The organism is Ideonella dechloratans, assembly GCF_021049305.1.
GTDB lineage: Bacteria > Pseudomonadota > Gammaproteobacteria > Burkholderiales > Burkholderiaceae_C > Ideonella > Ideonella dechloratans.
Genome location: NZ_CP088081.1, coordinates 405,750 through 432,338 on the forward strand (window position 1 = coordinate 405,750; position 26,589 = coordinate 432,338).

General features: G+C 69.4%; 19 protein-coding genes. 9 read left to right on the top strand and 10 right to left on the bottom strand.

All coding sequences use genetic code 11. The features are described from left to right. Positions 1 to 5: 5 nt before the first annotated feature. On the bottom strand, positions 6 to 623 hold the full coding sequence (locus LRM40_RS01960; protein WP_151124080.1) for a LemA family protein: 618 nt from the start codon (positions 621 to 623) through the stop codon (positions 6 to 8). Positions 624 to 732: 109 nt separating this feature from the next. Between LRM40_RS01960 and hemE the strand changes: the two genes are divergently transcribed. From hemE to LRM40_RS01975, 3 genes are all read left to right on the top strand, one after another. Continuing rightward, the gene (hemE, locus tag LRM40_RS01965; protein ID WP_151124081.1) at positions 733 to 1,827 is read left to right on the top strand and encodes a uroporphyrinogen decarboxylase; all 1,095 of its coding nucleotides are present in this window, start codon (positions 733 to 735) and stop codon (positions 1,825 to 1,827) included. Between the two features lie 394 nt (positions 1,828 to 2,221). After that, positions 2,222 to 4,381: a replication restart helicase PriA gene (priA, locus tag LRM40_RS01970; RefSeq protein WP_151124082.1), complete on the top strand. Its 2,160-nt coding sequence runs from the start codon at positions 2,222 to 2,224 to the stop codon at positions 4,379 to 4,381. 64 nt (positions 4,382 to 4,445) lie between these two features. Further along, on the top strand, positions 4,446 to 6,512 hold the full coding sequence (locus LRM40_RS01975) for an ATP-dependent helicase (protein WP_151124083.1): 2,067 nt from the start codon (positions 4,446 to 4,448) through the stop codon (positions 6,510 to 6,512). 6 nt (positions 6,513 to 6,518) lie between these two features. Here the strand turns inward: LRM40_RS01975 and LRM40_RS01980 are convergent, their stop codons facing one another. After that, positions 6,519 to 7,010 (bottom strand): GNAT family N-acetyltransferase, encoded by a 492-nt coding sequence (locus tag LRM40_RS01980; protein ID WP_151124084.1) that lies wholly within the window; start codon positions 7,008 to 7,010, stop codon positions 6,519 to 6,521. Between the two features lie 56 nt (positions 7,011 to 7,066). Beyond that, positions 7,067 to 7,759 carry a cytochrome b/b6 domain-containing protein gene (locus LRM40_RS01985; protein WP_151124085.1) on the bottom strand — a complete coding sequence of 231 codons (693 nt, stop codon included), beginning with the start codon at positions 7,757 to 7,759 and terminating at the stop codon, positions 7,067 to 7,069. Between the two features lie 187 nt (positions 7,760 to 7,946). On the opposite strand from LRM40_RS01985, the gene LRM40_RS01990 reads away from it, so the two are divergent. Next, positions 7,947 to 8,399, top strand: a complete 453-nt coding sequence (locus LRM40_RS01990) for a c-type cytochrome (RefSeq protein ID WP_151124086.1) — start codon at positions 7,947 to 7,949, stop codon at positions 8,397 to 8,399. A gap of 11 nt (positions 8,400 to 8,410) precedes the next feature. On the opposite strand, the gene LRM40_RS01995 is transcribed toward LRM40_RS01990, so the two are convergent. Together LRM40_RS01995 and gshB are read right to left on the bottom strand one after the other, a co-directional pair. Then, entirely contained in the window at positions 8,411 to 10,315 is a 1,905-nt protein-coding gene (locus tag LRM40_RS01995; RefSeq protein WP_151124087.1) for an ATP-binding cassette domain-containing protein, read from the bottom strand. Between the two features lie 46 nt (positions 10,316 to 10,361). Then, positions 10,362 to 11,324: a glutathione synthase gene (gene gshB / locus LRM40_RS02000; RefSeq protein WP_151124088.1), complete on the bottom strand. Its 963-nt coding sequence runs from the start codon at positions 11,322 to 11,324 to the stop codon at positions 10,362 to 10,364. A 165-nt stretch (positions 11,325 to 11,489) separates the two neighbouring features. On the opposite strand from gshB, the gene LRM40_RS02005 reads away from it, so the two are divergent. Next, positions 11,490 to 12,251 (top strand): glycine zipper 2TM domain-containing protein, encoded by a 762-nt coding sequence (locus LRM40_RS02005; protein WP_151124089.1) that lies wholly within the window; start codon positions 11,490 to 11,492, stop codon positions 12,249 to 12,251. 25 nt (positions 12,252 to 12,276) lie between these two features. On the opposite strand, the gene LRM40_RS02010 is transcribed toward LRM40_RS02005, so the two are convergent. Together LRM40_RS02010 and LRM40_RS02015 are read right to left on the bottom strand one after the other, a co-directional pair. Next, on the bottom strand, positions 12,277 to 13,440 hold the full coding sequence (locus tag LRM40_RS02010) for a benzoate/H(+) symporter BenE family transporter (RefSeq protein ID WP_151124090.1): 1,164 nt from the start codon (positions 13,438 to 13,440) through the stop codon (positions 12,277 to 12,279). Between the two features lie 22 nt (positions 13,441 to 13,462). Beyond that, positions 13,463 to 15,349, bottom strand: coding sequence for a potassium transporter Kup (locus tag LRM40_RS02015; protein WP_151124091.1), 1,887 nt, complete (start codon positions 15,347 to 15,349; stop codon positions 13,463 to 13,465). Positions 15,350 to 15,495: 146 nt separating this feature from the next. Here LRM40_RS02015 and LRM40_RS02020 point away from each other — a divergent pair, with 146 nt between their 5' ends. Next, complete coding sequence (locus tag LRM40_RS02020) at positions 15,496 to 19,134, top strand: glycosyltransferase (RefSeq protein WP_151124092.1); 3,639 nt, start codon at positions 15,496 to 15,498, stop codon at positions 19,132 to 19,134. On the opposite strand, the gene gshA is transcribed toward LRM40_RS02020, so the two are convergent. The 3 genes from gshA to LRM40_RS02035 all read right to left on the bottom strand — a co-directional run bounded on the left by gshA (position 19,125) and on the right by LRM40_RS02035 (position 22,489). Next, entirely contained in the window at positions 19,125 to 20,420 is a 1,296-nt protein-coding gene (gshA, locus tag LRM40_RS02025) for a glutamate--cysteine ligase (RefSeq protein WP_151124093.1), read from the bottom strand. The genes LRM40_RS02020 and gshA overlap by 10 nt on opposite strands. Positions 20,421 to 20,586: 166 nt before the next feature. Next, the gene (locus LRM40_RS02030) at positions 20,587 to 22,113 is read right to left on the bottom strand and encodes an ammonium transporter (RefSeq protein WP_151124094.1); all 1,527 of its coding nucleotides are present in this window, start codon (positions 22,111 to 22,113) and stop codon (positions 20,587 to 20,589) included. Between the two features lie 37 nt (positions 22,114 to 22,150). Further along, complete coding sequence (locus LRM40_RS02035) at positions 22,151 to 22,489, bottom strand: P-II family nitrogen regulator (protein WP_022979924.1); 339 nt, start codon at positions 22,487 to 22,489, stop codon at positions 22,151 to 22,153. Positions 22,490 to 22,901: 412 nt separating this feature from the next. On the opposite strand from LRM40_RS02035, the gene LRM40_RS02040 reads away from it, so the two are divergent. From LRM40_RS02040 to LRM40_RS02050, 3 genes are all read left to right on the top strand, one after another. Beyond that, a complete protein-coding gene (locus LRM40_RS02040; protein ID WP_151124095.1) occupies positions 22,902 to 24,422 on the top strand; it encodes a YifB family Mg chelatase-like AAA ATPase in 1,521 nt (506 codons plus the stop codon). Between the two features lie 71 nt (positions 24,423 to 24,493). Then, positions 24,494 to 25,558, top strand: coding sequence for a glycosyltransferase family protein (locus tag LRM40_RS02045; RefSeq protein WP_151124096.1), 1,065 nt, complete (start codon positions 24,494 to 24,496; stop codon positions 25,556 to 25,558). After that, complete coding sequence (locus tag LRM40_RS02050) at positions 25,558 to 26,487, top strand: glycosyltransferase family 29 protein (protein WP_151124097.1); 930 nt, start codon at positions 25,558 to 25,560, stop codon at positions 26,485 to 26,487. The genes LRM40_RS02045 and LRM40_RS02050 overlap by 1 nt, the downstream gene beginning before the upstream one ends. Positions 26,488 to 26,589 lie beyond the last annotated feature (102 nt).

A 26,589-nucleotide genomic window follows, 5' to 3' on the forward strand; every position in this document is an offset into this window, starting at 1 on the left:
CGGGCTCAGCGCGACGCCGCCGGGGCCGCGCCGAAGTCCACCTTCGGCGGCTCGGCCAGCGCCTTCTCGTTCTCCACCGTGAAGTTGGGCTTCACCTCGTAGTGGAAGACCATGGCCGTCAGGTTCGTCGGGAAGCTGCGCGCCAGCGTGTTGTAGTCGGCCACCGTCTTGATGTAGCGGTTGCGCGCCACGGTGATGCGGTTCTCGGTGCCCTCCAGCTGCACCCGCAGGTCCTGAAAGCCCTGGTTGGCCTTCAGATTGGGGTAGTTCTCGCTGACCACCAGCAGGCGGCTCAGCGCGCTGCTGAGCTCGCCCTGGGCGGCCTGGAATTTCTGGAAGGCCTGCGGGTCGTTGATCAGCTCGGGCGTGGCCTGGATCGAGGTGGCCTTGGCGCGGGCCTCCACCACCTTGGTGAGGGTCTCCTGCTCGAAGTTGGCCTCGCCCTTGACGGTGGCCACCAGATTGGGCACCAGATCGGCTCGGCGCTGGTACTGGTTCAGCACCTCGGACCAACTGGCCTTGACGGCCTCGTCCTGGCGCTGAAATTCGTTGTAGCCGCAGCCCGACAGGCTCAGGCTGGCGGCCAGCAGCAGGGCGGCGGCTCCAAGACGGCGGGTGTTCATCGCAGCAGTTCTCCTCGTGTGCAGGCATGCCCATGATGGCGGGCAAACGTTTCAGCAAATGGGGGCGAAGCCCAGCGCTTCAAGCGGGGCCGGCGGGGATAATCACACCATGTTCGCACCGCTGCAAAACGACACCTTCCTGCGCGCCTGTCTGCGCCAGCCCACGACCCACACCCCCGTTTGGCTGATGCGCCAGGCTGGACGCTACCTGCCGGAATACTGTGCCACCCGCGCCAAGGCCGGCAGCTTCATGGGCCTGGCCACGAACGTGGACTACGCCACCGAGGTGACGCTGCAGCCGCTGGAGCGCTATCCGCTGGACGCCGCCATCCTGTTCTCGGACATCCTGACCGTGCCCGATGCCATGGGCCTGGGTCTGTCCTTCCAGCAGGGCGAGGGCCCACGCTTCGCCCAGGTGGTGCGCGACGAAGCCGCGGTGAACGCCCTGGCCGTGCCGGACATGGACAAGCTGCGCTACGTCTTCGACGCCGTCACCTCCATTCGCAAGGCCCTGAACGGCCGCGTGCCGCTGATCGGTTTCTCCGGCAGCCCCTGGACACTGGCCTGCTACATGGTCGAGGGTGGTGGCTCGGACGACTACCGCCAGGTCAAGACCCTGCTCTACAGCCGCCCCGACCTGATGCACCGCATCCTCCAGGTCAATGCCGACGCCGTGGCGCTCTACCTCAACACCCAGATCGAGGCCGGTGCCCAGGCGGTGATGGTCTTCGACAGCTGGGGTGGCGTGCTGGCCGATGGCGACTTCCAGGACTTCTCGCTGGCCTACACCAGGCGCGTGGTGCAGCAGCTGCGACGCGAGAAGGACGGCCAGCGCATCCCGGTCATCGTCTTCACCAAGGGCGGCGGCCTGTGGCTGGAGGACATCGCCGACACCGGGGCCGATGTGGTCGGCCTGGACTGGACGGTCAACCTGGGCCGGGCCCGTGCGGCCGTGGGCGACCGGGTGGCCCTGCAGGGCAACCTGGATCCCACCATCCTGTTCGCCCCGCCCGCGGCTGTGCAGGCCCAGGCCAGGCGGCTGCTGGACAGCTTCGGCCGCCCGCAGCGCGCCGACGGTGGCTGGGACGGCCACATCTTCAACCTGGGGCATGGCATCAGCCAGTTCACCCCGCCGGAGCATGTGGCCGCGTTGGTGGAGGCGGTGCACGCCCATTCGCGCACCTTGCGGGCGTCTGCTGCCTGAAAACGGTGCCTCACGGCGTTTGCGTCAGGACAAACCCGTGTGAGATGACGCCCCAAGTTGGTGGGGTGAGTGCTTGCTCAGTGCTTGACTTATCCCCACCTCCGGCGCAGCGAACATCTTGCTGCGCTGCGGGGGGCGATCGTCGGGAATTTCTCAGGCGACATGTCCCAAGTGGTTGTTTTGAAATGGCTTTTCGGATGAGTCTCCGTCCAGTGAAGGATGGGGATATCCCGAGTGCCCTTGGCCGCGGCAGCGTGGCAAGTGCGGGTTTCGCACAAAGTTATCCACAGAAATATGAGCAAGTGGAAAAGCGCTTTTCAATCATGAACTTGGCGCCGATTCCTCATCGAAAGTCCCGCTGGCTGACGCGCTGCGACAAGAAAGGCTTGGCTTGATGCGCCTGGGCGTGGCGGTCGATGCACCGCAGTACGCCGCCCTGGGCGATGTGCTGCACTACCTGTCGGCGCAGGCCGTGCCGCCGGGCAGTCTGCTGCGCGTGCCGCTGGGCCGGCGCGACACCCTGGGCCTGGTCTGGGAGCAGGTGTCCGAGGACGTCCCCCAGGACCCGGGCGTGACCTTGCGCCCGGTGGGCGAGGCGCTGGCCTGCCTGCCGCCGCTGGGCGAAGCCTGGCTGCGTCTGGTCGAGTTCACCGCGCGCTACTATCAGCGCGCCCTCGGCGAGGTGGCGCTGTCGGTGCTGCCGCCGGAGCTGCGCAAGCTCGACGACACCGCCCTGGCCAAGCGCCTGGCCCGCCTGCGCCGCCAGTGGGGGCTGCCGGCGCCCGAGGGCGAGGCCGTGCCCAAGAAGCGTCGGCGGGCCGCCGCGGCCGTGGAGGCCGCCCCTCCGGCGCCGCTGCCCGAGCCCGAACGCCCCCCGTTGATGCCGGACCAGGCCACGGTGCTGGAGGCCATTGCGGCCCAGTTCGCGGCCGAGACGCCCACCTGCCAGCTGCTGCACGGCGTCACCGGCAGTGGCAAGACCGAGGTCTATCTGCGTGCCGCCGAGGCCGCGCTGGCGGCCGGCAAGCAGGCCCTGGTGCTGGTGCCCGAGATCAATCTCACGCCGCAGCTGGAGGCCCGCTTTGCCGAGCGCTTCCCGGGCCGGCGCCTGGTGTCGCTGCACAGTGGCCTCACGCCGGCGCAGCGCCTCCTGAACTGGCTGGGCGCCCACCTGGGCCATGCCGACCTGGTGCTGGGCACCCGGCTGGCCGTCTTCTGCCCGCTGCCGCGCCTGGGCCTGATCGTGGTCGACGAGGAGCACGACCCCAGCTACAAGCAGCAGGACGGCGCCCGCTACTCGGCGCGCGACCTGGCCGTCTACCGCGGCCGGCTGGAAAAGGTGCCCGTGCTGCTGGGCTCGGCCACGCCCTCGCTGGAAAGCTGGCAGCAGGCCCGCACCGGCCGCTACCAGCTGCTGGCCATGCCGCACCGGGTGGGGCAGGGCGAGCTGCCCAAGGTGCGGGTGGTGGACATGGCCCAGCAGCCCAAGCCGCCGCAGGGGCGAGAGCCGCCGCCGCTGTGCCCGCCGGTGCTGGCCGCCGTGCAAGAGCGGGTCAGCCGCGGCGAGCAGAGCCTGCTGTTCCTGAACCGGCGCGGCTTCGCGCCGGTGCTGCACTGCGCGGCCTGCGGCTGGAAGAGTGGCTGCCCGCATTGCAGCGCCTGGCGCGTCTTCCACAAGGGCGACCGCACGCTGCGCTGCCACCACTGCGGCTTCACCGAACGGGTGCCCACCGCCTGCCCGGACTGCGGCAACCTGGACATCGAGCCCATGGGCCGCGGCACCGAGCGCCTGGAGGAGCAGATGGTGGCCCTGCTCGAAGGCGTGCAGCGTCCGGACGGCAGCCCGGCCCGCGTGGCCCGCATCGACGCCGACACCACGCGCCTGAAGGGCAGCCTGGAGCAGCAGCTCGCCGCCGTGCATGCCGGCGAGGTGGATGTGCTGGTGGGCACGCAGATGATCACCAAGGGCCACGATTTCCGCAACGTGACCCTGGTGGCCGCGGTCAACCCCGACAGCGCACTCTACGCGGCGGACTTCCGCGCGCCCGAGCGCCTGTTCTCCTCGCTGATGCAGGCCGCCGGCCGGGCCGGCCGCGACGCCGAGGCCGCGGCGCGCAGCGAGATGTGGATCCAGACCTGGACGCCCGGCCACGCCCTGTTCGCCGCGCTGCGCCAGCACGACTACGCCGCCTTCGCGGCCAGCCAGCTGGACGAACGCGAGATGGCCGGCCTGCCGCCCTTCAGCCACCTGGCCCTGCTGCGGGCCGAGGCCCGCGACCCGGCCGTGGCCGAGGCCTTTCTGCGCGCCGCCCGTGAAACCGCCCGGGCCTGGCTGGCCGAGCACGGCGAGCCGCCGGTGATGCTTTACGCCCCGGTGCCGCCGCAGATCGCCAAGGTGGCCGGGCTGGAGCGGCGCCAGATGCTGCTGGAGGCCGGCCACCGCGGCGCCCTGCAGCGCCTGCTGGCCGACTGGGTCCCGGGCTTGCATGCCCTGCGCGCGGCCCACCGCGGCCTGGCCCGCTGGGCCATCGACGTCGACCCGCTGTCCATCTGAAACCCCGGCGGCGGCACGGTGCCGCACCCTTGTCTATCATCGCCGCCCCGAGCCTGTTCCCACCATGTCTGCAAACGGTCCCTCCACCCTCAACCCCGCCCAGATGGAGGCGGTGAACTACCTGCGAGGTCCCTGCCTGGTGCTGGCCGGTGCGGGCTCGGGCAAGACGCGGGTGATCACCCACAAGATCGCGCGCTTGCTGCAGGAGGGCCTGAGGCCCAAGCAGATCGCGGCCATCACCTTCACCAACAAGGCCGCGCGCGAAATGCGCGAGCGGGCGCAGTCGCTGGTGGGGCCGCGCGCGGCCAAGGACCTGGCGATCAGCACCTTCCACTCGCTGGGCGTGCGCATGCTGCGCGAGGACGGCACCAAGCTGGGGCTGAAGGAGCAGTTCTCCATCCTGGACGCCGACGACGTGCTGGGCGTGCTGCGCGATGCCGGCAGCTGCACCGACAACAAGATCGCCCGCCAGTGGCAGTGGACGATCAGCCTGTGGAAGAACCAGGGCATCAACAGCAGCACCGCGCCCTCGGTGGCCAAGGACGACAACGAGCTGGTGGCGGCCAAGGTGATGCGGCTCTACGAGGAGCGGCTGGCGGCCTACCAGGCGGTGGACTTCGACGACCTGATCAGCCTGCCGCTCAAGCTGCTGCAGACGAACGACGAGGCCCGTGCCAAGTGGCAGGACCAGTTCGGCCATGTGCTGGTGGACGAGTACCAGGACACCAACGCCGTGCAGTACGAGCTGCTCAAGGCCCTGGTGGACCACCCCGACGAGCGCAAGCGCGGTCTGTTCACCGCGGTGGGCGATGACGACCAGAGCATCTACGGCTGGCGCGGCGCGACGATCGAGAACCTGAAGCGCCTGCCCGAGGAGTTTCCCAGCCTGAAGGTCATTCCGCTGGAGCAGAACTACCGCTCCACCAGCGCCATCCTGCGCGCGGCCAACGAGGTGATCGGCCTGAACCCCAAGCTCTTTCCCAAGAAGCTCTGGAGCGACCTGGGCGAGGGCGAGCCGGTGCGCGTGGCCGAATGCGATGGCGAGGAACACGAGGCCGAGCGGGCCGTCACCCGCATCCAGGCCCTGCGGGCGCAGGACCCGCGCATCAAGTTCGCCGACTTCGCCATCCTCTACCGCGCCAACCACCAGGCCCGCATCTTCGAGCAGAAATTGCGCATGGCCCAGATCCCCTACAAGGTTTCCGGCGGCCAGAGCTTCTTCGACAAGGCCGAGATCAAGGACCTGTGCGCCTGGCTGCGCCTCCTGGTGAACCAGGACGACGACCCGGCCTTCCTGCGCGCGGTGACCACGCCCAAGCGCGGCATCGGCCACCAGACGCTGGGTGCGCTGGGCGAGTTCTCGGCCCAGTGGAAGATGTCCATGTACGAGGCCCTGTTCGCGCAGAGCCTGTCGGCCAAGCTCTCGGCCAAGGCCATCGGCTCGCTGCACGAGTTCGGCCGCTACGTGAACGACCTGGAGTACAAGGCCCGCCACACCGTGGGCGGCGAGGACGCCAAGAAGTTGCTGATCGAGTGGCTCAAGGACATCGACTACGAGAAGCACCTCTTCGAGCACGAGGACAGCGAGAAGGTGGCCCAGGCGCGCTGGAGCAATGTGCTGGACTTCGTGGACTGGGTGGCCAAGCGCTGCGGCGGCCAGATCCTGCAGGAAGGCGGCACCTTCGAGACCGAGAAGAAGAGCGTGCTCGAGGTGGCCCAGAGCATCAGCGTGATCCTGAGCCTGGCCGAGCGCGACGAGGACCAGGACCAGGTGGTGCTGACCACGCTGCACGCCAGCAAGGGCCTGGAATGGCCGCACGTCATCCTGGCCGGCGTCAACGAGGGCCTGCTGCCCTTCAAGGCCGACGAGGAGCAGATGACGCCCGAGCGGCTGCAGGAGGAGCGCCGCCTGATGTACGTGGGCATCACGCGCGCCCAGCGCTCGCTGGTGGTCAGCACGCTGCGCCGGCGCAAGAAGGGGCGCGAGACCATCGCAGGCATCCCCAGCCGCTTCATCGCCGAGATGAAGCTGCACGAGGCCGCCGGCCGCGAGGACCCCAAGGACCGCTTGAAGCGCCTGCGCGCCGAACTGGCGGCCAAGTCCGCCGCCGCGCCGCCGCCGGTGGCCTGAGCCGGCTCAGCCCAGCTCGGCCTTCAGGTAGTGGGCGCCGGGCAGGGGGTTGAAGTAGTAGGGCGGGATCTCTTCGAAGCCCAGCGAGGTGTAGAGCCCGCGCGCGGCCTCCATGTCGTCCAGCGTGTCCAGCAGCATGGCCGAATAGCCGGCCTGGGTGGCCTGGTCCATCAGCGCCTGGGCCAGCAGCCGGCCCAGGCCGAAGCGGCGGAAGGCCCGGCGCACGAACAGCCGCTTCATCTCGCAGGCATTGGCGTAGTCCACATCGGCCAGCGGGCGGAAGGCGCCGCAGCCGGCCAGCGCCCCATCGACATAGGCCAGCAGCAGCTGGCCGTGCGGTGGGGCGTAGTCGCCGGGCAGGGCGGCCAGCTCGGCCTCGAAATCCTGGAACGCCAGGTCCACGCCCAGGGTCTGGGCGTACTCGGTGAAGATGACCCGGACCTGGTCCAGGGCCGCTTCTCCGATGGGGGGCAGCAGCTGAATCTCGGGGGTGTCCATCGCCTTCGGGCGAAGTCGCGGGACCGACAGTCTAGCGGCAGCGTGCCGAAGGGGGCTCAGCCGCCCAGGCGGGATACCCACACCGCGCCGGCCGCACACAGGCCCAGCAGCCCCAGGGCTGCCAGGCGGGTCAGGGCGCTGTCGCGGCTGGGCGGGGTGTCCGCCGGCAGGGCCTGGTCTCCGGTCAGCATCGGCCGCACCAGGTCGTGCCTCTTCACCAGGCGGTGGAACAGGATGGCCGCCACATGCAGACCCACCAGCACCAGCAGCAGCGTCTGGCCCGGACCCTTGTGCCAGCGGGTGCCCCAGCTGGCCCAGTCTTCCGGCACCAGGGCATTCAGGGGGCCGACGGTGGCGATCTCGTCGTCGGCCACCAGGCCGGTGGCCACCTGCAGGGCCAGCACGGCCAGCAGGGCCAGCACCGACAGGGCCCCCAACGGGTTGTGGCCGGCCGGCACCGGCAACTGCCCCCGCAGGTAGCGCCAGACGGTGACCGGCCCCTTCACGAAGCTGGCAAAGCGCGACCAGCGTCCGCCCACCAGCCCCCAGGCCAGGCGGAACACCACCAGCACGCCGGCGCCCAGGCCCAGGCGGACATGCCAATCCATGGCATTGCCGCCCACCTTGCCGCTCACGAACAAGGCCACCACGACCGCCAGCAGGCCCCAGTGGAACAGCCGGGTGGGCAGATCCCAGACGCGGACCGGGGCGGTGGCGGCCGGGGTGTTGCGAGGGGGCGTGGCGGACATGGGGAACTCCTGCAGCGGTGTCGGGTCAGGATGCGAACCATACCGCGTGTCGGCACACCCGGGTCTGCGGCAGCACACGCGGCGCCTGGAGGGCTTGCCTACACTGGGGGACGTCCCCGGCGTGTCGCGGGACGCTATGCTGGTTGTTCCACGGGCCTGTCGCGGCCCACCCACCTGGAGGAAATGCATGAAAAAAGCCGTCGCCATCACTGCAGCCACCCTGGCCCTGTTCGCGGCCTTCCCCGCGGCCGCCCAGTTCGCCAAGCCGGCCGATGCGGTCAAGTACCGCGAGTCGGCCTTCAAGCTGATGGCCACCCACTTCGGCCGCATCAACGCCATGGCCCAGGGCAAGGTGCCCTTCGACGCCAAGGCCGCCCAGGCCAATGCCGAGGTGCTGAGCGTGATCGCCAAGCTGCCCTGGGACGCCTTCCCTGCCGGCTCCAACGTGGGCAACACCGAGGCCAAGCCCGAGGTCTGGAGCCAGCCCGACAAGTTCAAGTCCGGTGCCCAGCTGCTGATCGACAACGTGGCCAAGCTGGACACCGCTGCCCGGGCCGGCAACCTCGATCAGATCAAGGCTGCCGCGGGTGAAGTCGGCAAGTCCTGCAAGGCCTGCCACGAGACCTACAAAAAGGACTGATCCGGCGCGGTTCAGGCCCGCTGGCCCAGTGCCTCCCAGCGTTCGAGCAGGGCCATGAGTTCCTCCTCGATCTGTGCGTGGCGCTGGGTCACCTCGGCCACCCGCTGCGGGGCCCGGGTGTAGAAATCGCTGTCGGCCAGCAGGGCGCCCAGCTCGGCCTGCTCCATCTCCAGGGCCTCGATCTTGCCGGGCAGTTCGTCGAACTCGCGCTGCTCCTTGTAGCTGAGCTTGCGCTTGGCCTCGGTCGGTGCGGGGGCTGCCGCCGGTGCAGCCACAGGCGTGGTCGCGGGCTCGGCCTTGGCGGCTGCCTTGGCCGCGGCCTTCTGGGCAGCGTCCTGCGCAGCCGCGCTGCGGGCCGACTGGGCCTGCCAGTCGCTGATGCCGCCCTCGTATTCGCGCCACAGGCCGTCGCCTTCGGCCACCAGGGTGCTGGTCACCACGTTGTCGACGAAGCGCCGGTCGTGGCTGACCAGGAAGACGGTACCGTCGTAGTCCTGCAGCAGCTCCTCGAGCATCTCCAGCGTCTCGATGTCGAGGTCGTTGGTCGGCTCGTCCAGCACCAGCACATTGGCCGGGCGGGCGAACAGCCGGGCCAGCAGCAGGCGGTTGCGCTCGCCGCCCGACAGGCTCTTGACCGGCGAGTGGGCCCGGGCCGGCGAGAACAGGAAGTCGCCCAGGTAGCTCATCACGTGCTTGCGCTGGTTGCCGATCTCGATCCACTCGCTGCCGGGGCTGATGGTGTCGGCCAGCGTGGCCTCGGGGTTGAGCACCTCGCGCATCTGGTCGAAGTAGGCCACCTCGACACGACTGCCCTGGCGCACCGTGCCGCTGTCGGGGGCCAACTGGCCCAGGATCAGCTTGAGCAGCGTGGTCTTGCCGGCGCCATTGGGGCCGATCAGGCCGATCTTGTCCCCGCGCAGCACGGTGGTGGAGAAGTCGCGCACGATGACCTTGTCGCCATAGGCCTTGCTGACGTGCTGCAGCTCCGCGACGATCTTGCCGCTGGCCGCGCCGGTGTCCAGGTCCAGCCGCACCTTGCCCACCACGTCGCGCCGTGCGGCGCGGGTTTCGCGCAGCTTCTCCAGCCGGGCGATGCGGGCGACGCTGCGGGTGCGTCGGGCCTCCACGCCCTTGCGGATCCAGACCTCCTCCTGGGCCAGCAGCTTGTCGGCGCGGGCGTTCTGCAGGGCTTCGGCCTCCAGCTCGCGCTGCTTGGCGGCCTCGAAGGCGGCGAAGTTGCCGGGGTAACTGCGCAGCTGGCCGCGGTCCAGCTCGATGATGCGGGTGGTCACCGCGTCCAGGAAGGCGCGGTCATGGGTGATCAGCAGCAGGGCGCCGCGGAAGTTGTTCAAGAGGCCGGCCAGCCAGTCGATGGCGTCCAGGTCCAGGTGGTTGGTGGGCTCGTCCAGCAGCAGCACGTCCGGCGCGGCCACCAGGGCGCGGGCCAGGGCCACGCGCTTGCGCCAGCCACCGGAGAGGGAATCGACCGGGGCCTGCGGGTCCAGCTCCAGGCGCTGCAGGGCCTCGTCCACCCGCTGTTCCCAGTTCCAGCCGTCCAGGGCCTCCAGCCGGGTCTGCAGGGCGTCCAGGTCTTCGCCGGGGGCGTGGTTCTCGAAGCGCTCGCGCAGGGCCTTGGCCTCGGCCACGCCTTCGCTGACGACCTGGAAGACGGTCGCGCCCGGCTGCAGAAAGGGTTCCTGCGGCACGTATTCGCGCCGTACGCCGCCCTGCACCTGCAGCAGGCCGTCGTCGGGCTTTTCCAGCCCGGCCAGGATCTTCAGCAGCGAGCTCTTGCCGGCGCCGTTGCGGCCGATCAGGCCGATGCGTTCGCCGTGGTCCAGCGAGAGGTCCGCCCCGTCGAGCAAGGGCACATGGCCGAAGGCGAGGTGGGCTTGGGTGAGGGAGAGCAATGCCATGGGGCGATTGTCTCCCGCGCCGCAGCCACCGGGGCGGCAGCGCGGCTCAGCGGGCGGCCACGGCAGCTTCCAGTGCGTCGATGAAGCAGGCCGCCACGTCGAAGCCGGTCTGGTCGGTGATCTCCTGGAAGCAGGTGGGGCTGGTGACGTTGATCTCGGTGAGGCGGTCGCCGATCACGTCCAGGCCCACCAGCAGCAGGCCGCGGGCGGCCAGCACCGGGCCCAGGGCCTCGGCGATGGCGCGGTCGCTGTCCGACAGGGGCTGGGCCACGCCCTTGCCGCCGGCCGCCAGGTTGCCGCGGATCTCGCTGCCCTGGGGGATGCGGGCCAGGCAGTAGGGCACCGGCTGGCCACCGATCACCAGCACCCGCTTGTCGCCCTGCACGATCTCGGGCACGTAGCGCTGCACCATCACCGTCTGCGCGCCGTCGCGGTTGAGCGTCTCGATGATGCTGCCCAGGTTCAGACCGTCCTCGCGCACGCGGAAGATGCCCATGCCGCCCATGCCGTCCAGGGGCTTGAGGATGATGTCGCGGTGCTCGGCGTGGAAGGCGCGGATGGCCGCCGCGCTGCGGGTGACCAGGGTGGGCGAGGTGAACTGCGGGAACTCGAGGATGGCGAGCTTTTCCGGGTGGTCGCGCAGCGCCTGGGGCGAGTTGAAGACCCGCGCGCCCTCGGCCTCGGCCCGGCCCAGCAGGTGGGTGGCGTAGAAGTATTCGCTGTCGAAGGGCGGGTCCTTGCGCATGATGACCGCGTCGAAGGCGGCCAGCGCCTCGGTGGCCTCACCCGCCACGGTGTACCAGTCCTTCACGCCCGCGCCCGATCGGCCGGTCAGGGTGAGGGCCTGTGTGTGGGCGCTGACTTTCCCGCCAGTGACCCAGGACAGGTCTTCGGGCCCGCAGTGGTGCAGGCTGTGGCCGCGCCGGGCGGCCTCGCGCATCATCGCGAAGGTCGAGTCCTTGTGCGTCTTGAAGGTGGACAGGGGGTCGGCAACGAACAGGATTCTCATGGCGCGGGGTCACAGTCAGAAAACGCCAGTGTGCCCCGAAGCCGCCGGCCGTGCCGGGGGCGGGGTGTCACGTTTGCTCACGAGTTGGGGTGGGCTCGGTCAGCGGAAGCGGCAGGCGCCGCGTTACATCTCGACAGCGACCCGATCCATTTCACAGGACACGTCATGAACGCTCCGCTTGCTTCCTCTTCCAACCCGGCGTCCGGCATGGCGCCGACCCGTGGTACCTCGCCGGCCCTGCTGGTGGGGGCCGGGTTGGCCGCAGGGGTGTTTGCCGCCGCCGCAGGGGCCCTGGTGTGGCAGAAGGTGTCCACCCCGGCGGTGGTGCCGCAGCCCGAGCCGGTGGCTTCGGCCGTGATGACTCTGCCGGCCAGCGCGGCGGCCTCCATCGCCAGCGTGGCCTCTGCGCCGGTGGTGGCTCAGGTCGCCTCCCCGGTGGCGCCGCCGGCGCCCGTCCACAAGGCCACCCACAAGCCAGTGAGCAAGACGCACACCCCGGCGGCCGTGGCCGAAGCCCCGACATCGTCCGCGCCGGTCACCACGGTGCAGGCGCCACCCGCGCCGCCGGTCAAGGCGGTGTGCACCAACTGCGGGGTGGTGGAATCCGTGCAGGAAGAAAAGCACAAGGGCCACGGCACCGGCATGGGCGCGGTGGCCGGCGGTGTCGTCGGCGGGGTGGTGGGCAACCAGTTCGGCAAGAACTCCCGCATCATCGGCGCCATCGGTGGTGCGCTGCTGGGCCACCAGATCGAGCGCGATGTGCGCTCGACGGTGGATTACCGGATCTCCGTGCGCATGGAAGACGGCAGCCGCCAGACCGTGACGCAGGCCCAGAGCGTGCCGGTGGGCACCCATGTGACCGTGCAGAACGGTGCGCTGCGGGTCAACAACGGGGCGGCCGACAGCAGCAGCAGCGGGTCCTACTGATCTCTTCCCCGCCGCGGGCGGGCGTTCAGTGCCGGCGCTGGCTGGCCAGCAAGGCCAGGCCGCCGGTCAGCACGCCCCAGAACGCCGAGCCGATGCCGGCGATCGACAGGCCTGAGAGCGTGACCACATAGGTCAGCAGCGCGGCGTCACGGTGGCGCTCCTGCTGCAGGGCGCTGGCCAGGCCCCCACCGATGGTGCCCAGGAGGGCCAGGCCGGCGATGCCGATGACCAGTTCCTTGGGGAAGGCCCCCAGCAGGCCCGCCACGGCGCCCCCCGCCAGCCCCACGGCGATGTAGAACACGCCGGCGGCGGCCGAGGCGGTGTAGCGCCGCTCAGGCTGCTCGTGGGCCTCCCGGCCCATGCAGATGGCCGCCGTGATGGCGGCCAGGTTCAGGGCAAAGCCGCCGAAGGGCGCCAGCACCAGCGAGGCCAGACCGGTGGCGCCGACCGTGGGCGACACCGGAATGCTGTAGCCGGCGGCCCGCTGGGCCGCCACGCCGGGCAGGTTCTGCGAGGCCATGGTCACGACGAAGAGGGGCAGACCCAGACCCACCACCGCATGCAGGCTGAACTGCGGCGAGACCCAGACGGGGTGGGCCAGCCCCCCATCGACCGTGCCCGGGTGCAGCAGGCCTTGGGCCGCGGCCAGCACGATGCCGGCCAGCAGCACGCCTGGCACGGCATAGCGCGGCCACCAGCGGCGCCCGGCCAGGAAAGCCACGGTCATGCCCACGATCAGCAGCGGTTGGGTGTGCGCGGCCAGGGTGGCATCCAGCGCGAAACGCGTCAGCACACCGGCCAGCAGGGCGGCCGCAATCGCCATCGGGATGCGGTCCATCAGCTTCTCGAACCAGCCGGTGACGCTGACCAGCAGGATCAGCCCGGCGCAGACGAGGAAGGCGCCTACAGCGTCCGGCAGGGCGATGCCCTGGGAGGCCGCGATCAGCGCCGCGCCGGGCGTGGACCAGGCGGTCAGCACCGGCTGGCGGGTCCACAGCGACAGGCCCAGGCTGGTCAGGCCGGTGCCCAGCCCCAGAGCCCAGATCCAGCTGGCCGTCTGCGCCGTGTCGGCTCCCACCGCCTGGGCGGCCGCGAAGATGATGGCGATGGAACTGGTGAAGCCCACCAGCACCGCGACGAAACCGGCCACCACGGCCGACAGCGAGACATCTTTCCAGAACGAAGGCATCGGCTCAGCGGGCGGGGAACGGTCAGATCTCGACCTTGGCACCCAGCTCGACGATGCGGTTGGTGGGCAGGTTCAGGAAGTCGGCCATGTCGGTGGCGTTGCGGTGCATGCTGGCGAACAGCTTCTCGCGCCACATCGCCATGCCTGCGCCGCGGGTGGGTACCACCGTCTCGCGCGAGAGGAAGTAGCTGGTGTCCATGTCGTCCAGCGGCACGCCGCGGTCCTTGAGCAGCTTGATGGCCTCGGGCAGATCCGGGTCGTTCTTGAAGCCGAAGTTGACGGTCACCTGCCAGCAGTCATGGCCCAGTGAATGCAAAGAGAGGCGCTTGTCGAAGCCGATCCAGGGCACCTCGTGGTGGCGCACGGTCACGAACAGGTTGTGTTCGTGCAGCACCTTGTTGTGTTTGAGGTTGTGCATCAGGGCGTTGGGCACCAGGTCTTCCTCGGACACCAGGAACACCGCGGTGCCGGGCACCCGGGTGGGCGGGTTGATGAAGACCGCATCCAGGAAGCCCTCGAGCCGGATGGCGTCGTTGCGGACCTGCTCGCGCATGATCTGCCGGCCCTGCTTCCAGGTCAGCATCAGCATGAACATGCCCGAGCCGATGACCAGCGGGAACCAGCCGCCAGCGATCAGCTTGAGCAGGTTGGAGAGGAAGAAGGTGATGTCGATCGTGAAGAAGAAGCCGGTGGCCAGCAGGCACAGGGCCAGCGGGTAGCCCCAGCCGTAGCGGATCACGTAAAAGGTCATCACCGTGGTGATGGTCATGTCCAGCGTGACCGCAATGCCATAGGCCGAGGCCAGGTTGGAGGAAGACTTGAACAGCGCAACCGCCAGCACGATGAAGACGTACAGGCCCCAGTTCACGAAGGGCACGTAGATCTGCCCCGTGTCCTTGACCGAGGTGTGGCGGATCGTCATGCGCGGCAGGATGCCCAACTGGATGGCCTGCTTGGTGACCGAGAAGGCGGCCGAGATCAGGGCCTGCGAGGCAATGACCGTGGCCGCGGTGGACAGGAACACCAGCGGCAGCCGGGCCCACTGCGGGGCCATCAGGAAGAAGGGGTTGTCGATGGCCTCGGGGTTGCCCAGCAGGACAGCCCCCTGGCCGAAGTAGTTCACCACCAGGGCCGGCATCACCAGGCCATACCAGGCAATGCGGATGGGCAGGCGTCCGAAATGGCCCATGTCGGCGTAGAGGGCCTCGCCGCCGGTCACGCACAGCACCACCGCGCCCAGGGCGATGAAGGCCACCAGGGGCTGTTCGAGGAAGAAGCCGATGGCGTACAGCGGGTTCAACGCCACCAGCACGGCCGGGTTCTCGACGATGTGGGGCAGCCCCAGCGCGATCAGGGCGAAGAACCAGATGAGGGTGATCGGCCCGAAGAACTTGCCGATGCCGCCGGTGCCGAAGCGCTGGACGGCGAACAGCGCGGTGAGCACCAGCAGCGTGACAGGGATGATCACCGCGTGCATGGCCGGTGCCGCCACTTCCAGGCCCTCGACCGCGGACAGCACCGAGATGGCGGGCGTGATGACGCCGTCACCGTAGAAGATGGCGGTGCCGAAGAGGCCCACCACCATCAGGATGCGGCGCAGCAGTGGCCGCTCCTTCACCGCGGTGGTGGCCAGGGCCAGCATGGCGATCAGGCCACCTTCGCCGTTGTTGTCGGCCCGCAGGATCAGCAGCACGTACTTCAGCGAGACGATGATGGTCATCGTCCAGAAGATGAGGCTGAGCACCCCGAGGATGTTCTCGTCCGAGGCCGGCACGTGGCCGGCGTGAAACACCTCTTTCAGCGCATAGAGCGGGCTGGTACCGATGTCTCCGTAGACCACGCCGAGTGCCGCCAGTGTCAGGGTGGCCAGGGCTGCCGGTGTCCGGGGGGCAGGGGTATGAGAACTCAAAGGTGGGCACTCGTTGGAGAAACCCCTATTTTGCGCCCGGCCCTGGCGGGTCTGTCCAGCCCATCCGTGCGGGCTGGGGCGCTGCCCGCGGCACAATCCTCGCTTCCGAAGCTGGCATCCGCCTCTTTGCACCACGTTCCTCTGTGATGTCTGCCCCCGACCTGCGCGCCATACGCTTTCAAGCTGAACTCTTTGACGGGCCGGGTGCGCAGGGATGGGCGCTGAACCCGAAGCACCCCGGCAGGGAGGTCCTGGCCGTTCGGCTGGATGGGCAGCCAGTCGATGCTGTGTGGCGTCGTCTCTGGCGCGAGGATGTCTGCCAAGCGACTGGCGAGCAGGTCGCACTGGGGTGGGTGTGCGACCTTCCACCAAAAATCTGGCCCCAGGTGGCCTCCGGGCGAGGGGTTGTGGAGTTCTTTGTGGATGGCCAACGACAGCCGGTTGCCCTCTGGACGCCCGATCCGACCTCCTTGCAGCGCTGGCTGGCCCGGCGGCTGCTCGAAGAGCCTGTGCAAGCGCGGGCCGCGTGGCAGGCCAACTTTCGCGCACATCAAGATCTCATCGAGAAGTGTGGGCTCACACAGATCGCCCAGTCCCCTCACCCCACGCCCCTCGGCCTGTGTGAGGGCGTGCGAGGGCTCTGCATCGTCGGATGGCTGGCTGATCTGCCCACGGCGCGCCATGTGCTGTCCCTGGCTTGCGAGGGCGTCCCGGTGCCAGCCCCGGTGCGCCGGCTGTCGCGTCAGGACGTGAGTCATGCCTTGGCCTGGCCCGAGGAGAAGATCGGCTTTGAGCTGGAACTGCCGGGCGCCTTGTGGCGCCGGGCAGAGCCGGGGCAGGATCTGGCGTGTCAGGTCCTGTTGGACGGTAAGCCCTGGGGGGGGAGCGTGACCCTGGTGCGCCAACAGCTGGCGGCCGACTTCGACGCGGCCGCCCGCTTGGCCGACGCCCGTGAGCGGACGCGACAAGGGTTGCTGGCCCTGGAGCATCTTCTGCACGCGGGCTTGTGGCCGTCTCTGGGCCGAGACCGTCAGCAAGCGGCGGCGCAACTGGCGAACACGGCCGGCGTGCAGGACTGGCTGGCGCAGATGACCGAGAGCGCAGCGGCAACCAGTGTCACGATGCTGGCGGTGCAGGCACCGCGAGGGTGGCTGGGACGTTGGCTTCAGCGGCGCTGGCCTGCCCGATTGGCACTGGCTTGGCTGACCTGGCTGCAACGGTCGCCGCGGCGGGCAGGCCAGGCACTGCGGACCGAGATCGCGCTCACGAAGGCACTGGGGCTGTTCGATGCCGCGCTGTACGAACAGCAGGTGCCCCCCGCGTCGCACCCGGGCATCTCCGCGCTGCGCCACTATGTGACCGTGGGCGACGCACGCTCGCTGGTGCCACATGCCCTGCTGGATCCACGTCACTACACCGGCCAGCTGCCGGGCCGTCGCCATCCGGGAGTCAACCGGCTGCTGCACTACGGTCTGTGGGGACGCTTCGAAGGGTTGAGTACCTCGCCCTGGTTTGATGCCGGGGCCTATCTGCGTCGCTATGGGGATGTTCGCCGGAGCGGGCAGGATCCTCTGCACCACTTCGTTCATTTGGGCTGGGAGGAAGGGCGCCTTCCCCGGGATGGGTTCGTGGCGAACTCGCTCCAGGGCCAGGCACTGGCGCAGCGCCTGGCGCGCGAGGCCAGTCCGCTGCGCGGTCACCCGGTGCTGCGTTATCTGCTGGACGGCCTGCCCGAGGAGGCGCCCCTGCCGGATCAGGGGCGCCTGCCCTGGATGGTGCCGACCACCCTGGATGGACGGGACTATCTGGACCCGGTCCCTTGGCAGGCGTTGCCGAAGCCCGATCCTCGTCGCGCGATTGCCCTGGACGTCGTCATCCCGATCTATGCCGGGGCCCAAGAGAGCCTGCGCTGCCTCTGGTCAGTGCTGGCCGCCGGGGGACGCGAAGACATTGCCGTGGTGGTCATCGATGACGCCAGTCCCGAACCAGCCCTCAGTGCCATGCTGCGTGAGCTGGCCGGGATGGGGCTGATCGAACTGTTGGTGAATGAGCAGAATCTGGGGTTCGTTCGCAGTGTGAACAAGGGCATGGCCTTGCATCCCGACCGGGACGTGCTTCTGCTCAATGCCGACGCCCAGGTGCATGGCGATTGGCTCGACCGCATCTGCCGCCATGCCGGCCAGGACGCACGCATCGCGTCGGTGACACCGCTGTCCAACAACGCGACGATCTTCAGTTATCCCCGTTCCCAGTTCAACAACCAGGATGCCGTGGCGCTGCAGGGCGAGGTGCTGGATCGGCTGGCCGCCTCTTGCAACCGCGGCCGGCGGATCGAGGTGCCCACGGCCATGGGCTTCTGCATGTTCCTGCGGCGCGCCTGTCTGGACCAGATCGGCCTGTTCGACGCGGAGCGCTATGGCCGAGGGTACGGCGAAGAGAACGACTGGTGCCGTCGCGCCGCGGCGGCCGGTTGGATTCATGTCGCGGCTGCGGACGTCTATGTGCTGCACCAGGGCTCGGTGTCCTTCAAGTCGGAAGCAGACAGTCGGGTTCAGGCTGCACTGGCACTGCTGCTGGAACGCTTTCCGGACTATCAGCGGCAGATCGACGACTGGATCAAGCGCGATCCATTGCAGCCCCGTCGCGTGGTCCTGGATCTGGCCCGTCTGCGCCAGGATCTGGGCGGGGCCGGCGTGGTGTTGATGATCAGCCACGACCGTGGCGGCGGCACGGCGCGCCATGAGGAAGAGGTGGCCGCCGGGTTGAGGTCTCGTGGCCTGCAGGTGTTGTGGCTGCGGCCTTCGTCCGAGACAGACCGGGTGGCCCTGCGTGCACCTGAAGTCGGCGACTATCCCAATCTGCTGGCGCTGCCCCTGACGCATGGGGCCGACGGCTCGCCCAGCCTGTCAGAGGTGCTGGGGGAGTTGCCCTTGCAATCCGTGCAGGTCCACCACCTGGCCGACCTGCCCCCAGCATTGGCCGAGGTCCTGCCGGGTATCTGTGAGGCCCAGGGGGTGCCGCTCGAAATCACCGTGCACGACTACCATCTGGTGTGTCCGCGGATCAATCTGGTCGGTCCGGATGGTGTCTACTGTGCCGAACCCGACGAGGCCGCTTGCAACCGCTGTCTGGCCTCGGATGGCCTGTCTGCCGCTGTCGGTTCGATCCAGGAATGGCGACTCCGCCACGGCGGGTTGCTGCGTGCCGCCCGCCGGGTGGTGGCGCCGGATCTCGATGTGGTTCAGCGGCTGATCCGCTATCTGCCTGGGCTGCATGTGGAGGCTGTGCCCCACGAAGCGGCGATCGATGCTTCGGCTCCCAAGGTCCCGCCTCAGGGCGTGGTGCGCCGGGTGCTGGTGATCGGCGCACTCAGCCAGATCAAGGGTTTGAACGTGCTGCGCCAGTTGGCCCTGCTGGCTCAGGCGCAGGGCCGGGACATGCGCTTTACGCTGCTGGGGCATTCCAGCGATGACGAGGGCCTGCGCTCGGCTGGAGTGCAGGTGCTTGGTCGCTACGATGACGCTGAACTGCAGGCGCTCATCGCGAGCGAGGCACCGGATCTGATCCTGATTCCATCGATCTGGCCGGAAACCTACTGCTACGTCCTCAGCGCCGCGCTGCGCTCAGGGCATCCGGTCGCGGTGTTCGATCTGGGCGCGCAGGCCCGGCGTCTGAGGGCGTTGGGCCGCACGGACTGGATCCTGCCCTTGGCAGAGGCAGGTCAACCCGAGCGGCTGCTGGCACGTCTGGCCGGTGACGCGACCGCGGCCGTCGATCACTCGTAGACTTCGGCGTCCGGGTCGGTGGCTTCCAGTTCGTAAGAAGCCGCCAGCATCGCCAGGCGGCCGATCACGCCGTACATGTAGAAGCGGTTGGGCGCGCTGGCGCCGGGGCGCATGCCCGGCTTGGGCAGGTGGTGGCTTTCGGAGAAGGCCAGGGGCACGAAGCTGGCCCCCGGGGCGTTGAGGTTCTCGTCGATGCCGCGGTCGGCATGCACCCGGTAGAAGCCGCCCACCACATAGCGGTCGATCATGTAGACCACCGGCTCGGCCACGGCCTCGTTGACCCGCTCGTAGGTGGGCACGCCCTCCTGGATGATCAGCTGGGAGACGGTCTGGCCGTCCTTGACCACGCCCATCTTGTTGCGGGTGCGGCGGCTGACGTCTTCCAGTTCCTTGGCGTCGCGCACCGTCATGATGCCCATGCCGTAGGTGCCGTTGTCGGCCTTGACGACGACGAAGGGCTTCTCGTTGATGCCGTATTCCTTGTGCTTGCGCCGGATCTTGGTCAGCAGCGCATCGACCTGGGTCTGCACGCGGTCCAGCCCGGTGCCTTCCTGCCAGTCCACCTCGCCCACCTGGGCCGACATGGGGTTGATCAGCCAGGGGTCCATGCCCAGCAGCTTGGCGAACTTCTTGGCCACTTCCTCGTAGCTGTCGAAATGCTGGCTCTTGCGGCGCACCGCCCAGCCGGCGTGCAGCGGCGGCAGCAGGTACTGCTCGTGCAGGTTCTTCAGCACGTCAGGGATGCCGGCCGACAGGTCGTTGTTCAGCAGGATGGTGCAGGGGTCGAAATCCTTCAGGCCCAGGCGGCGCGGGGTGCGCAGCAGCGGCTCCAGCGTCAGCTCGCTGCCGTCGGGCAGCTGCAGCCGGGTGGGCTCGGTGATGCTCTCGTCCAGCGTGCCCAGGCGCACGTTCAGGCCGGCCAGGCCGAAGATCTCGATCAGCCGCTGCACGTTCATCAGGTAGAACATGTTGCGGGTGTGCTTCTCGGGGATCAGCAGCAGGTTCTTGGCCTCGGGGCAGATCTTCTCGATGGCCGCCATCGCCGCCTGCACGGCCAGCGGCAGCATCTCGGGCGTGAGGTTGTTGAAGCCGCCCGGGAAGAGGTTGGTGTCCACCGGCGCGAGCTTGTAGCCGGCGTTGCGGATGTCCACCGAGGTGTAGAAGGGCGGTGTGTGCTCCATCCATTCCAGGCGGAACCAGCGCTCGATGGCCGGCATGGACTCCAGGATCCGCTGCTCGAGCTCGTTGATGGGGCCGGTCAGTGCGGTGACGAGGTGGGGGACCATAGGAGAGGCGCCAGAGTGGAGACGGAATTCTGGCAGATGGGGATGCCATGCCGGAATGCAAGTGACCCGGCGGGCGGGCAAAAAAAAAGGACTGCCCGCAGGCAGTCCCCAACTCGCTCCGAAACTGAATCTTGATCCTGGATCGGGGGCCGTGGCCCCCGGGACATCACTTGTTGTAGGCGGTTTCGCCGTGGGAGGTGATGTCCAGACCTTCGCGTTCTTCGTCTTCCGGCACGCGCAGGCCGATGACCAGGTCGACGATCTTGTAGGCGATCACCGAGACCACGGCCGACCAGACGACGGTGATGCCCACGGCCTTGGCCTGGATCAGCACCTGGCTGGCGATGCTGTAGGCATCCGGGGTGACGGTGGTGGCCGTGACCCAGTCGCCCACGGCGCTGGGGCCGCCCAGGGCCGGCGAGTTGAACACGCCGGTCAGCAGGGCACCCAGGATGCCGCCCACGCCGTGCACGCCGAAGACGTCCAGGGTGTCGTCCGCGCCGATGATCTTCTTCAGACCGGTCACGCCCCACAGGCAGATGAAGCCGGCGAGCAGGCCGATGATCAGCGCACCGCCGATGCCGACGTTGCCGGCGGCCGGGGTGATGGCCACCAGGCCGGCGACGGCGCCGGAGGCGGCACCCAGCATCGAGGCCTTGCCCTTGTGCAGCGCTTCACCCAGCGACCAGGACAGCACGGCGGCGGCGGTGGCCACGAAGGTGTTCATGAAGGCCAGGGCGGCGAAGCCGTTGGCTTCCAGGGCGGAGCCGGCGTTGAAGCCGAACCAGCCCACCCACAGCAGGGCGGAACCCACCATCGTCAGCGTCAGGCTGTGCGGGGCCATCGACTCCTTGCCGTAGCCGATGCGCTTGCCGATCATGATGGCGCCGACCAGGCCGGCCACGGCGGCGTTGATGTGCACCACGGTACCGCCGGCGAAGTCCAGGGCGCCGAGCTGCCAGATGTAGCCGGCCTTGGCGTTCATGGCATCCACCACGCCTGCGTCGGTGTAGGCGTCAGGGCCCATCCAGAACCAGACCATGTGGGCGATCGGCGCGTAGCTGAAGGTGAACCACAGGGCCATGAACAGCAGCACGGCCGAGAACTTCATGCGCTCGGCGAAGGAGCCCACGATCAGTGCGCAGGTGATGCCGGCGAAGGTGGCCTGGAAGGCGGCGAACACGATCTCGGGGATGTAGACACCCTTGCTGAAGGTGGCGCCGTTGGCGAAGGTGCCAGCGACGTTGTCCCAGATGCCCTTCATGAACAGCCGGTCGAAGCCGCCGATGAAGGCATTGCCTTCCGTGAACGCCAGGCTGTAGCCGTAGATGGCCCACAGCACGACGATCAGCGAGAAGGTGACCATCACCTGCATCAGCACCGACAGCATGTTCTTGCTGCGCACCAGACCGCCGTAGAACAGGGCCAGGCCCGGCACGGTCATCATGATGACCAGCAGGGTGGAGACCATCATCCAGGCGGTGTCGCCCTTGTTGGGCACGGGGGCCGGCGCGGCGGCCTCGGAGGCGGCCGGGGCGGCTTCAGAGGCGGCCGCGGCAGGCGCTGCGGCCGGGGCGGAAGCGTCCGCAGCGACGGCGGCCACAGGCGCCGAAGCCGCGTCCTGCGCGATCGCGGTTCCCGCGAAGCCCAGGACCGCGAGGCCCAGGGCGAGGGAAGCAACAAGCTTTCTCATCATGATGTGTGAGTCTCTTTGTCTGGGTGGGGCGGCGTCAGAGGGCGTCCTTGCCGGTCTCGCCGGTGCGGATGCGGACGACTTGTTCGAGGGGGGACACGAAAATCTTGCCGTCACCGATCTTGCCGGTGCGGGCGGAGGATTCGATGGCCTCGATCACGCGATCGACCAGCGCGTCGTCGACGGCGGCCTCGATCTTGACCTTGGGCAGGAAGTCCACGACGTACTCGGCGCCGCGGTAGAGCTCGGTGTGGCCCTTCTGGCGGCCGAAGCCCTTGACTTCGGTCACGGTGATGCCTTGCACGCCGATGGTGCTCAAGGCTTCCCGCACTTCATCAAGCTTGAAGGGCTTGACGATGGCTGTCACCATTTTCATTGTGTGCTCCTGGAGGGTTGAGGCCAACGGGCGTGCTGGCCGTGATGCTGGGTGTCAGAACGTCTTGTGGACGTGGCCGGGAAGAAGGTCGGCCACAGCGAACGTGGCGAGTGCGATGCAACAGGACTTCATGCAGTGGCTCCGGTTGGACCGTTCCCGGCTGAACAGTGGGTTGGAACGGAATCGACAAGCGTCTTGCAGCTTTCATGCCACCCCTGATCGCCATCCGCCGGCCATGCACCTGCCCGGGGTTCACTCTTGGTGCGTGCCTCGCGTGGGGCGGAGAGACGCACCAAGTTGGTGTCATGGCGTCGTCAAGCCAAGGATGGCCGTTCGGCGCGGCCTCGGCTACACCTGTGCCCTGTGATCGGGCGGGCCGTGGGGCCCGTTGCCGGCAGCGCGGAGGGGTGTGATGTCGTATGCGGTGGTGGCCAGTCGGGCCCTGGACGGGGTGCAGGCGCCTGCGGTGATGGTGGAGGTGCATCTGGCCAATGGTCTGCCCAGCTTCACCCTGGTGGGGCTGGCGGACACCGAGGTCAAGGAAGCCCGGGAGCGCGTGCGCGCGGCCCTGGCCCAAAGCGGCTTCGAGTTTCCGCACAACCGGCGCATCACGGTGAATCTGGCGCCGGCCGATCTGCCCAAGGAGTCGGCGCGCTTCGATCTGCCGATGGCCCTGGGCATCCTGGCGGCCCAGGGCATCATCGACCCGCAGCGGCTGGCGGGCTGGGAGTTCGCCGGCGAGTTGTCGCTCGCCGGGGCACTGCGCCCGGTCACCGGCGCTGTGGCCCTGGCCTTGGGGGCTCGGAAGGAGGGGGCCTGCCGCGGCCTGGTGCTTCCGGCCGACAGTGCTGCGCTGGCGGCGCGCGTGCCCGGGCTGGAGGTGCGTTCGGCCAGCCATCTGGGCGAGGTGGTGCAGTCCCTGCTGCCTCAGGGCGAGCCGCTTCCCGTGGCGCGGCCGGCGGCTCCCCGGGCCCGCCCCCAGGCGCTGGACCTGGCCGATGTCCGGGGGCAGATGGCGGCTCGCCGGGCGCTGGAGATCGCGGCCGCCGGCGGTCACAGCCTGCTCCTCGTCGGCCCGCCCGGCTCGGGCAAGTCCATGCTGGCCCAGCGCCTGCCGGGCCTGCTGCCGCCGATGTCCGAGGAGGAAGCCCTGGAAAGCGCGGCCCTGCAGGGCTTGGGGGCCGGCGGTCTGGAGGTCGATCCGGGCTGCACCCGACCGGTGCGTGCGCCCCATCATAGTGCGAGCTCGGCGGCCCTGGTGGGCGGTGGCAGCCCCCCGCGGCCGGGCGAGATCTCCCTGGCGCATGGTGGTGTGCTGTTCCTGGACGAACTGCCGGAGTTCGCACGTTCCGCCCTGGAGGCCTTGCGCGAGCCACTGGAGAGCGGCCACATCACCATCTCGCGCGCGGCACGCCAGGCCCGCTTCCCGGCGCGCTTCCAGCTGGTTGCCGCCATGAACCCCTGCCCCTGCGGCTGGCTGGGCGCGCAGGCGGTGACGGGACGGGCCTGTCGCTGCGCCCCGGACACCGTGGCCCGCTACCAGGCCCGCATCTCGGGGCCCCTGCTGGACCGCATCGACATGCAGGTGGAGGTCCCCGCCGCCCGGCCGGACGAATTGCTCAACGGTCCGGTGGGCGAGTCCACCGCCGCGGTGGTGGCCAGGGTGCGGCCGGTCCAGACGCTGCAGCAGACCCGGCAGGGCGGGCCCAATGCCGGACTGGCCGGCGAGGCCCTGGAGGCGAATGCGCCGCTGGCGCCCGCGGCGCGCCAGTTCCTGCAGAACGCGGCGCAGCAGCTGGGCTGGTCCGGACGCAGCCTCCACCGGGTGCTGAAGGTGGCGCGCACGATCGCCGATCTGGCGGCCCGGGACGTGATCGATGTGGTCCATGTGGCCGAAGCCATGCAGTACCGCCGGGTGATCCAGGGGGTCTGAACCGGGCGCACGAGCGGCCTGCGGCTACACTCGGACGCGCCCTGCGTTCCACGCCTTCCCCGGAGTCTGCCGTGTCCCGTCCGCTGGCCATTGCCTTTCTGGCCTGCAACAAGAACCCGGATCGGTTTCGAGAGGACCCCTCCTACACCTACCGCTGCGAGAACCTCGCGCTGGCCCTGACGGCGCAGGGGCACGAGGTGACGCTGTCCCACCTCAGCCGCCCTGGCTGGGCCCGACGGCCCGACATCGTCGTGTTCCACCGGCCGCAGCTGTCCTGGCGCTTCTGGTGGATCCAGCGCCAGCTGCGCGGACAAGGCGTGAGGCTGGTGGCCGACGTGGACGACCTGGTGTTCGATCCGGCGCAGGCCCACCACAGTCCGGCGGTGCTCAACCGTCAGCTGCCCCTGGGCACCCTGCGGCGCCGTTTCTGGCGTCACCGTCAGGCCCTGCGGCTGTTCGACCGGGTTACGGTCTCGACCCAGGCCCTGGCGCAGGCCCTGGCGACCGAGCCCGGTCCCGGCGGGGCGGCTCGCATCTTCTGGTTGCCCAATGCCGTCCACCGCAGTTGGCGCACCCAGGCCGAGCCGGCGGTGCAGGACCGCGCCGAGCCCGTGCTGCGCTACCTGCCCGGCACGCGCAGCCATGACCGCGACTTCGCGCAGGTGGCGCCACTGCTGTCATCCCTGCTGCGGGCGCGACCGGGCCTGCGACTGGAGCTTGTGGGGCCCCTGTCCCATGCCCTGGATGTGCCGGCCGACCAGGTGCAGCATCGGCCCAGGGTGCCCTTTGCGGACTATCTGTCCGAGGTGCGGCGGCCTGGCATCCACCTGGCGCCGCTGGAGGCCACGCCCTTCACCGCCTGCAAGTCCGCCCTCAAGGTCATCGAGGCGGCGTTCTGGAACCACCCCACTGTCTGCTCGCCGCTGCCGGATGCGCAGCGCCTGGTGGGCGCAGGTGCCTGCGTGGCGGCCACGGCCGCCGACTGGCATGGCTGGATCACCCGGTTGCTGGACGAGCCGGCGGCCTATCGGGCCGTGACCTGGGGGCTGCGCTCGCGCGTTCTGCGTGAGGCCGACATCGATCTGTTGGCGAGGGGCTGGCTCGCCGCCATGCGGCCCCCGGAGGAGTCGGCCTGATGGGGTGGCGCGCGCTGGCCTTGACGCTGTGGGCGGACTGGTGGCGTCGGCGCGGCCACTATGGCCATGGCCTGCGCCGCCTGCGCTGGCTGGCCTGGCGCGACCAGCCAGACACCCTTCGCTTGCAACGCCTGGCGCAGTGCTGGCGAGACCATGGGCGGCCCCTGCCCGGACGCTGGTGTCGCGCGCTCGATGCGGCCTGTGCCGTGGCCGGAGGTTTCCCCCGCGAGCGGTGCAACGCCCGGCGGCTGGCGCTGTTGCGCGACAGTCTGACCGGCCCCCGGGTGGTGGCGATGCAGGAGGCGCGGGAGGCCTTCGTGGCCTGGCTGCAGGCCCGGGCGGCAGGGGGTGTGTGCGTGGTGGGCAACGCAGGCAGCGTGCTGGAGCGGCCCCGGGGCGCGGAGATCGATGCCCATGCCGTGGTCCTGCGCTTCAACCGTTGGCAGCCACCCGGACAGGATCTGACGCCGGCCCTGGGCCATCGGCTCGATGTCTGGGTGGCGGCCCCCGACTGTCGGGCGCTTCCTTTGCAGACACCCGCCTGGGCGGTGATCACCGGTGCCGATCCGCTGGTGGCCATGGAGGGATGGCCGCAGGTGCAGGCTTTGCGGGCCCGGGGTGTGCCGGTGCTGACGGTACCGCTGGGCGTCTGGAGGGCCTTGGTCGACCGCCTGGGGGCGCCGCCCAGTGCCGGCGCGCTCGTGCTGGCCTGGCTGACAACCATGGGGCTGGGGCAGGGGCTGCACATGACCGGGATTGCCGAGACCGTCGCGGGAGACTCCCATGTGCTGGGGGGCTGGCACCGCCGGGGCCGTCGGCACGCCTGGGACCGCGAGCGTGCCCTGGTGGCGCAGTGGCGCGCCGCAGGCCTGCTGTCGTTCTTGCCGCCCCGGTCGCCCGCCTCACCGGCGCCAGAAAGCCACGCATGACGGCGGCGTGTACATTCCGCAGGAGGCTGCGGGCCCGGCAGGGGAGAACAAGAGCACCCGTGAGGGGGCATTCGGGTTCCGCAGGGATGGAGAAGCTTTGAC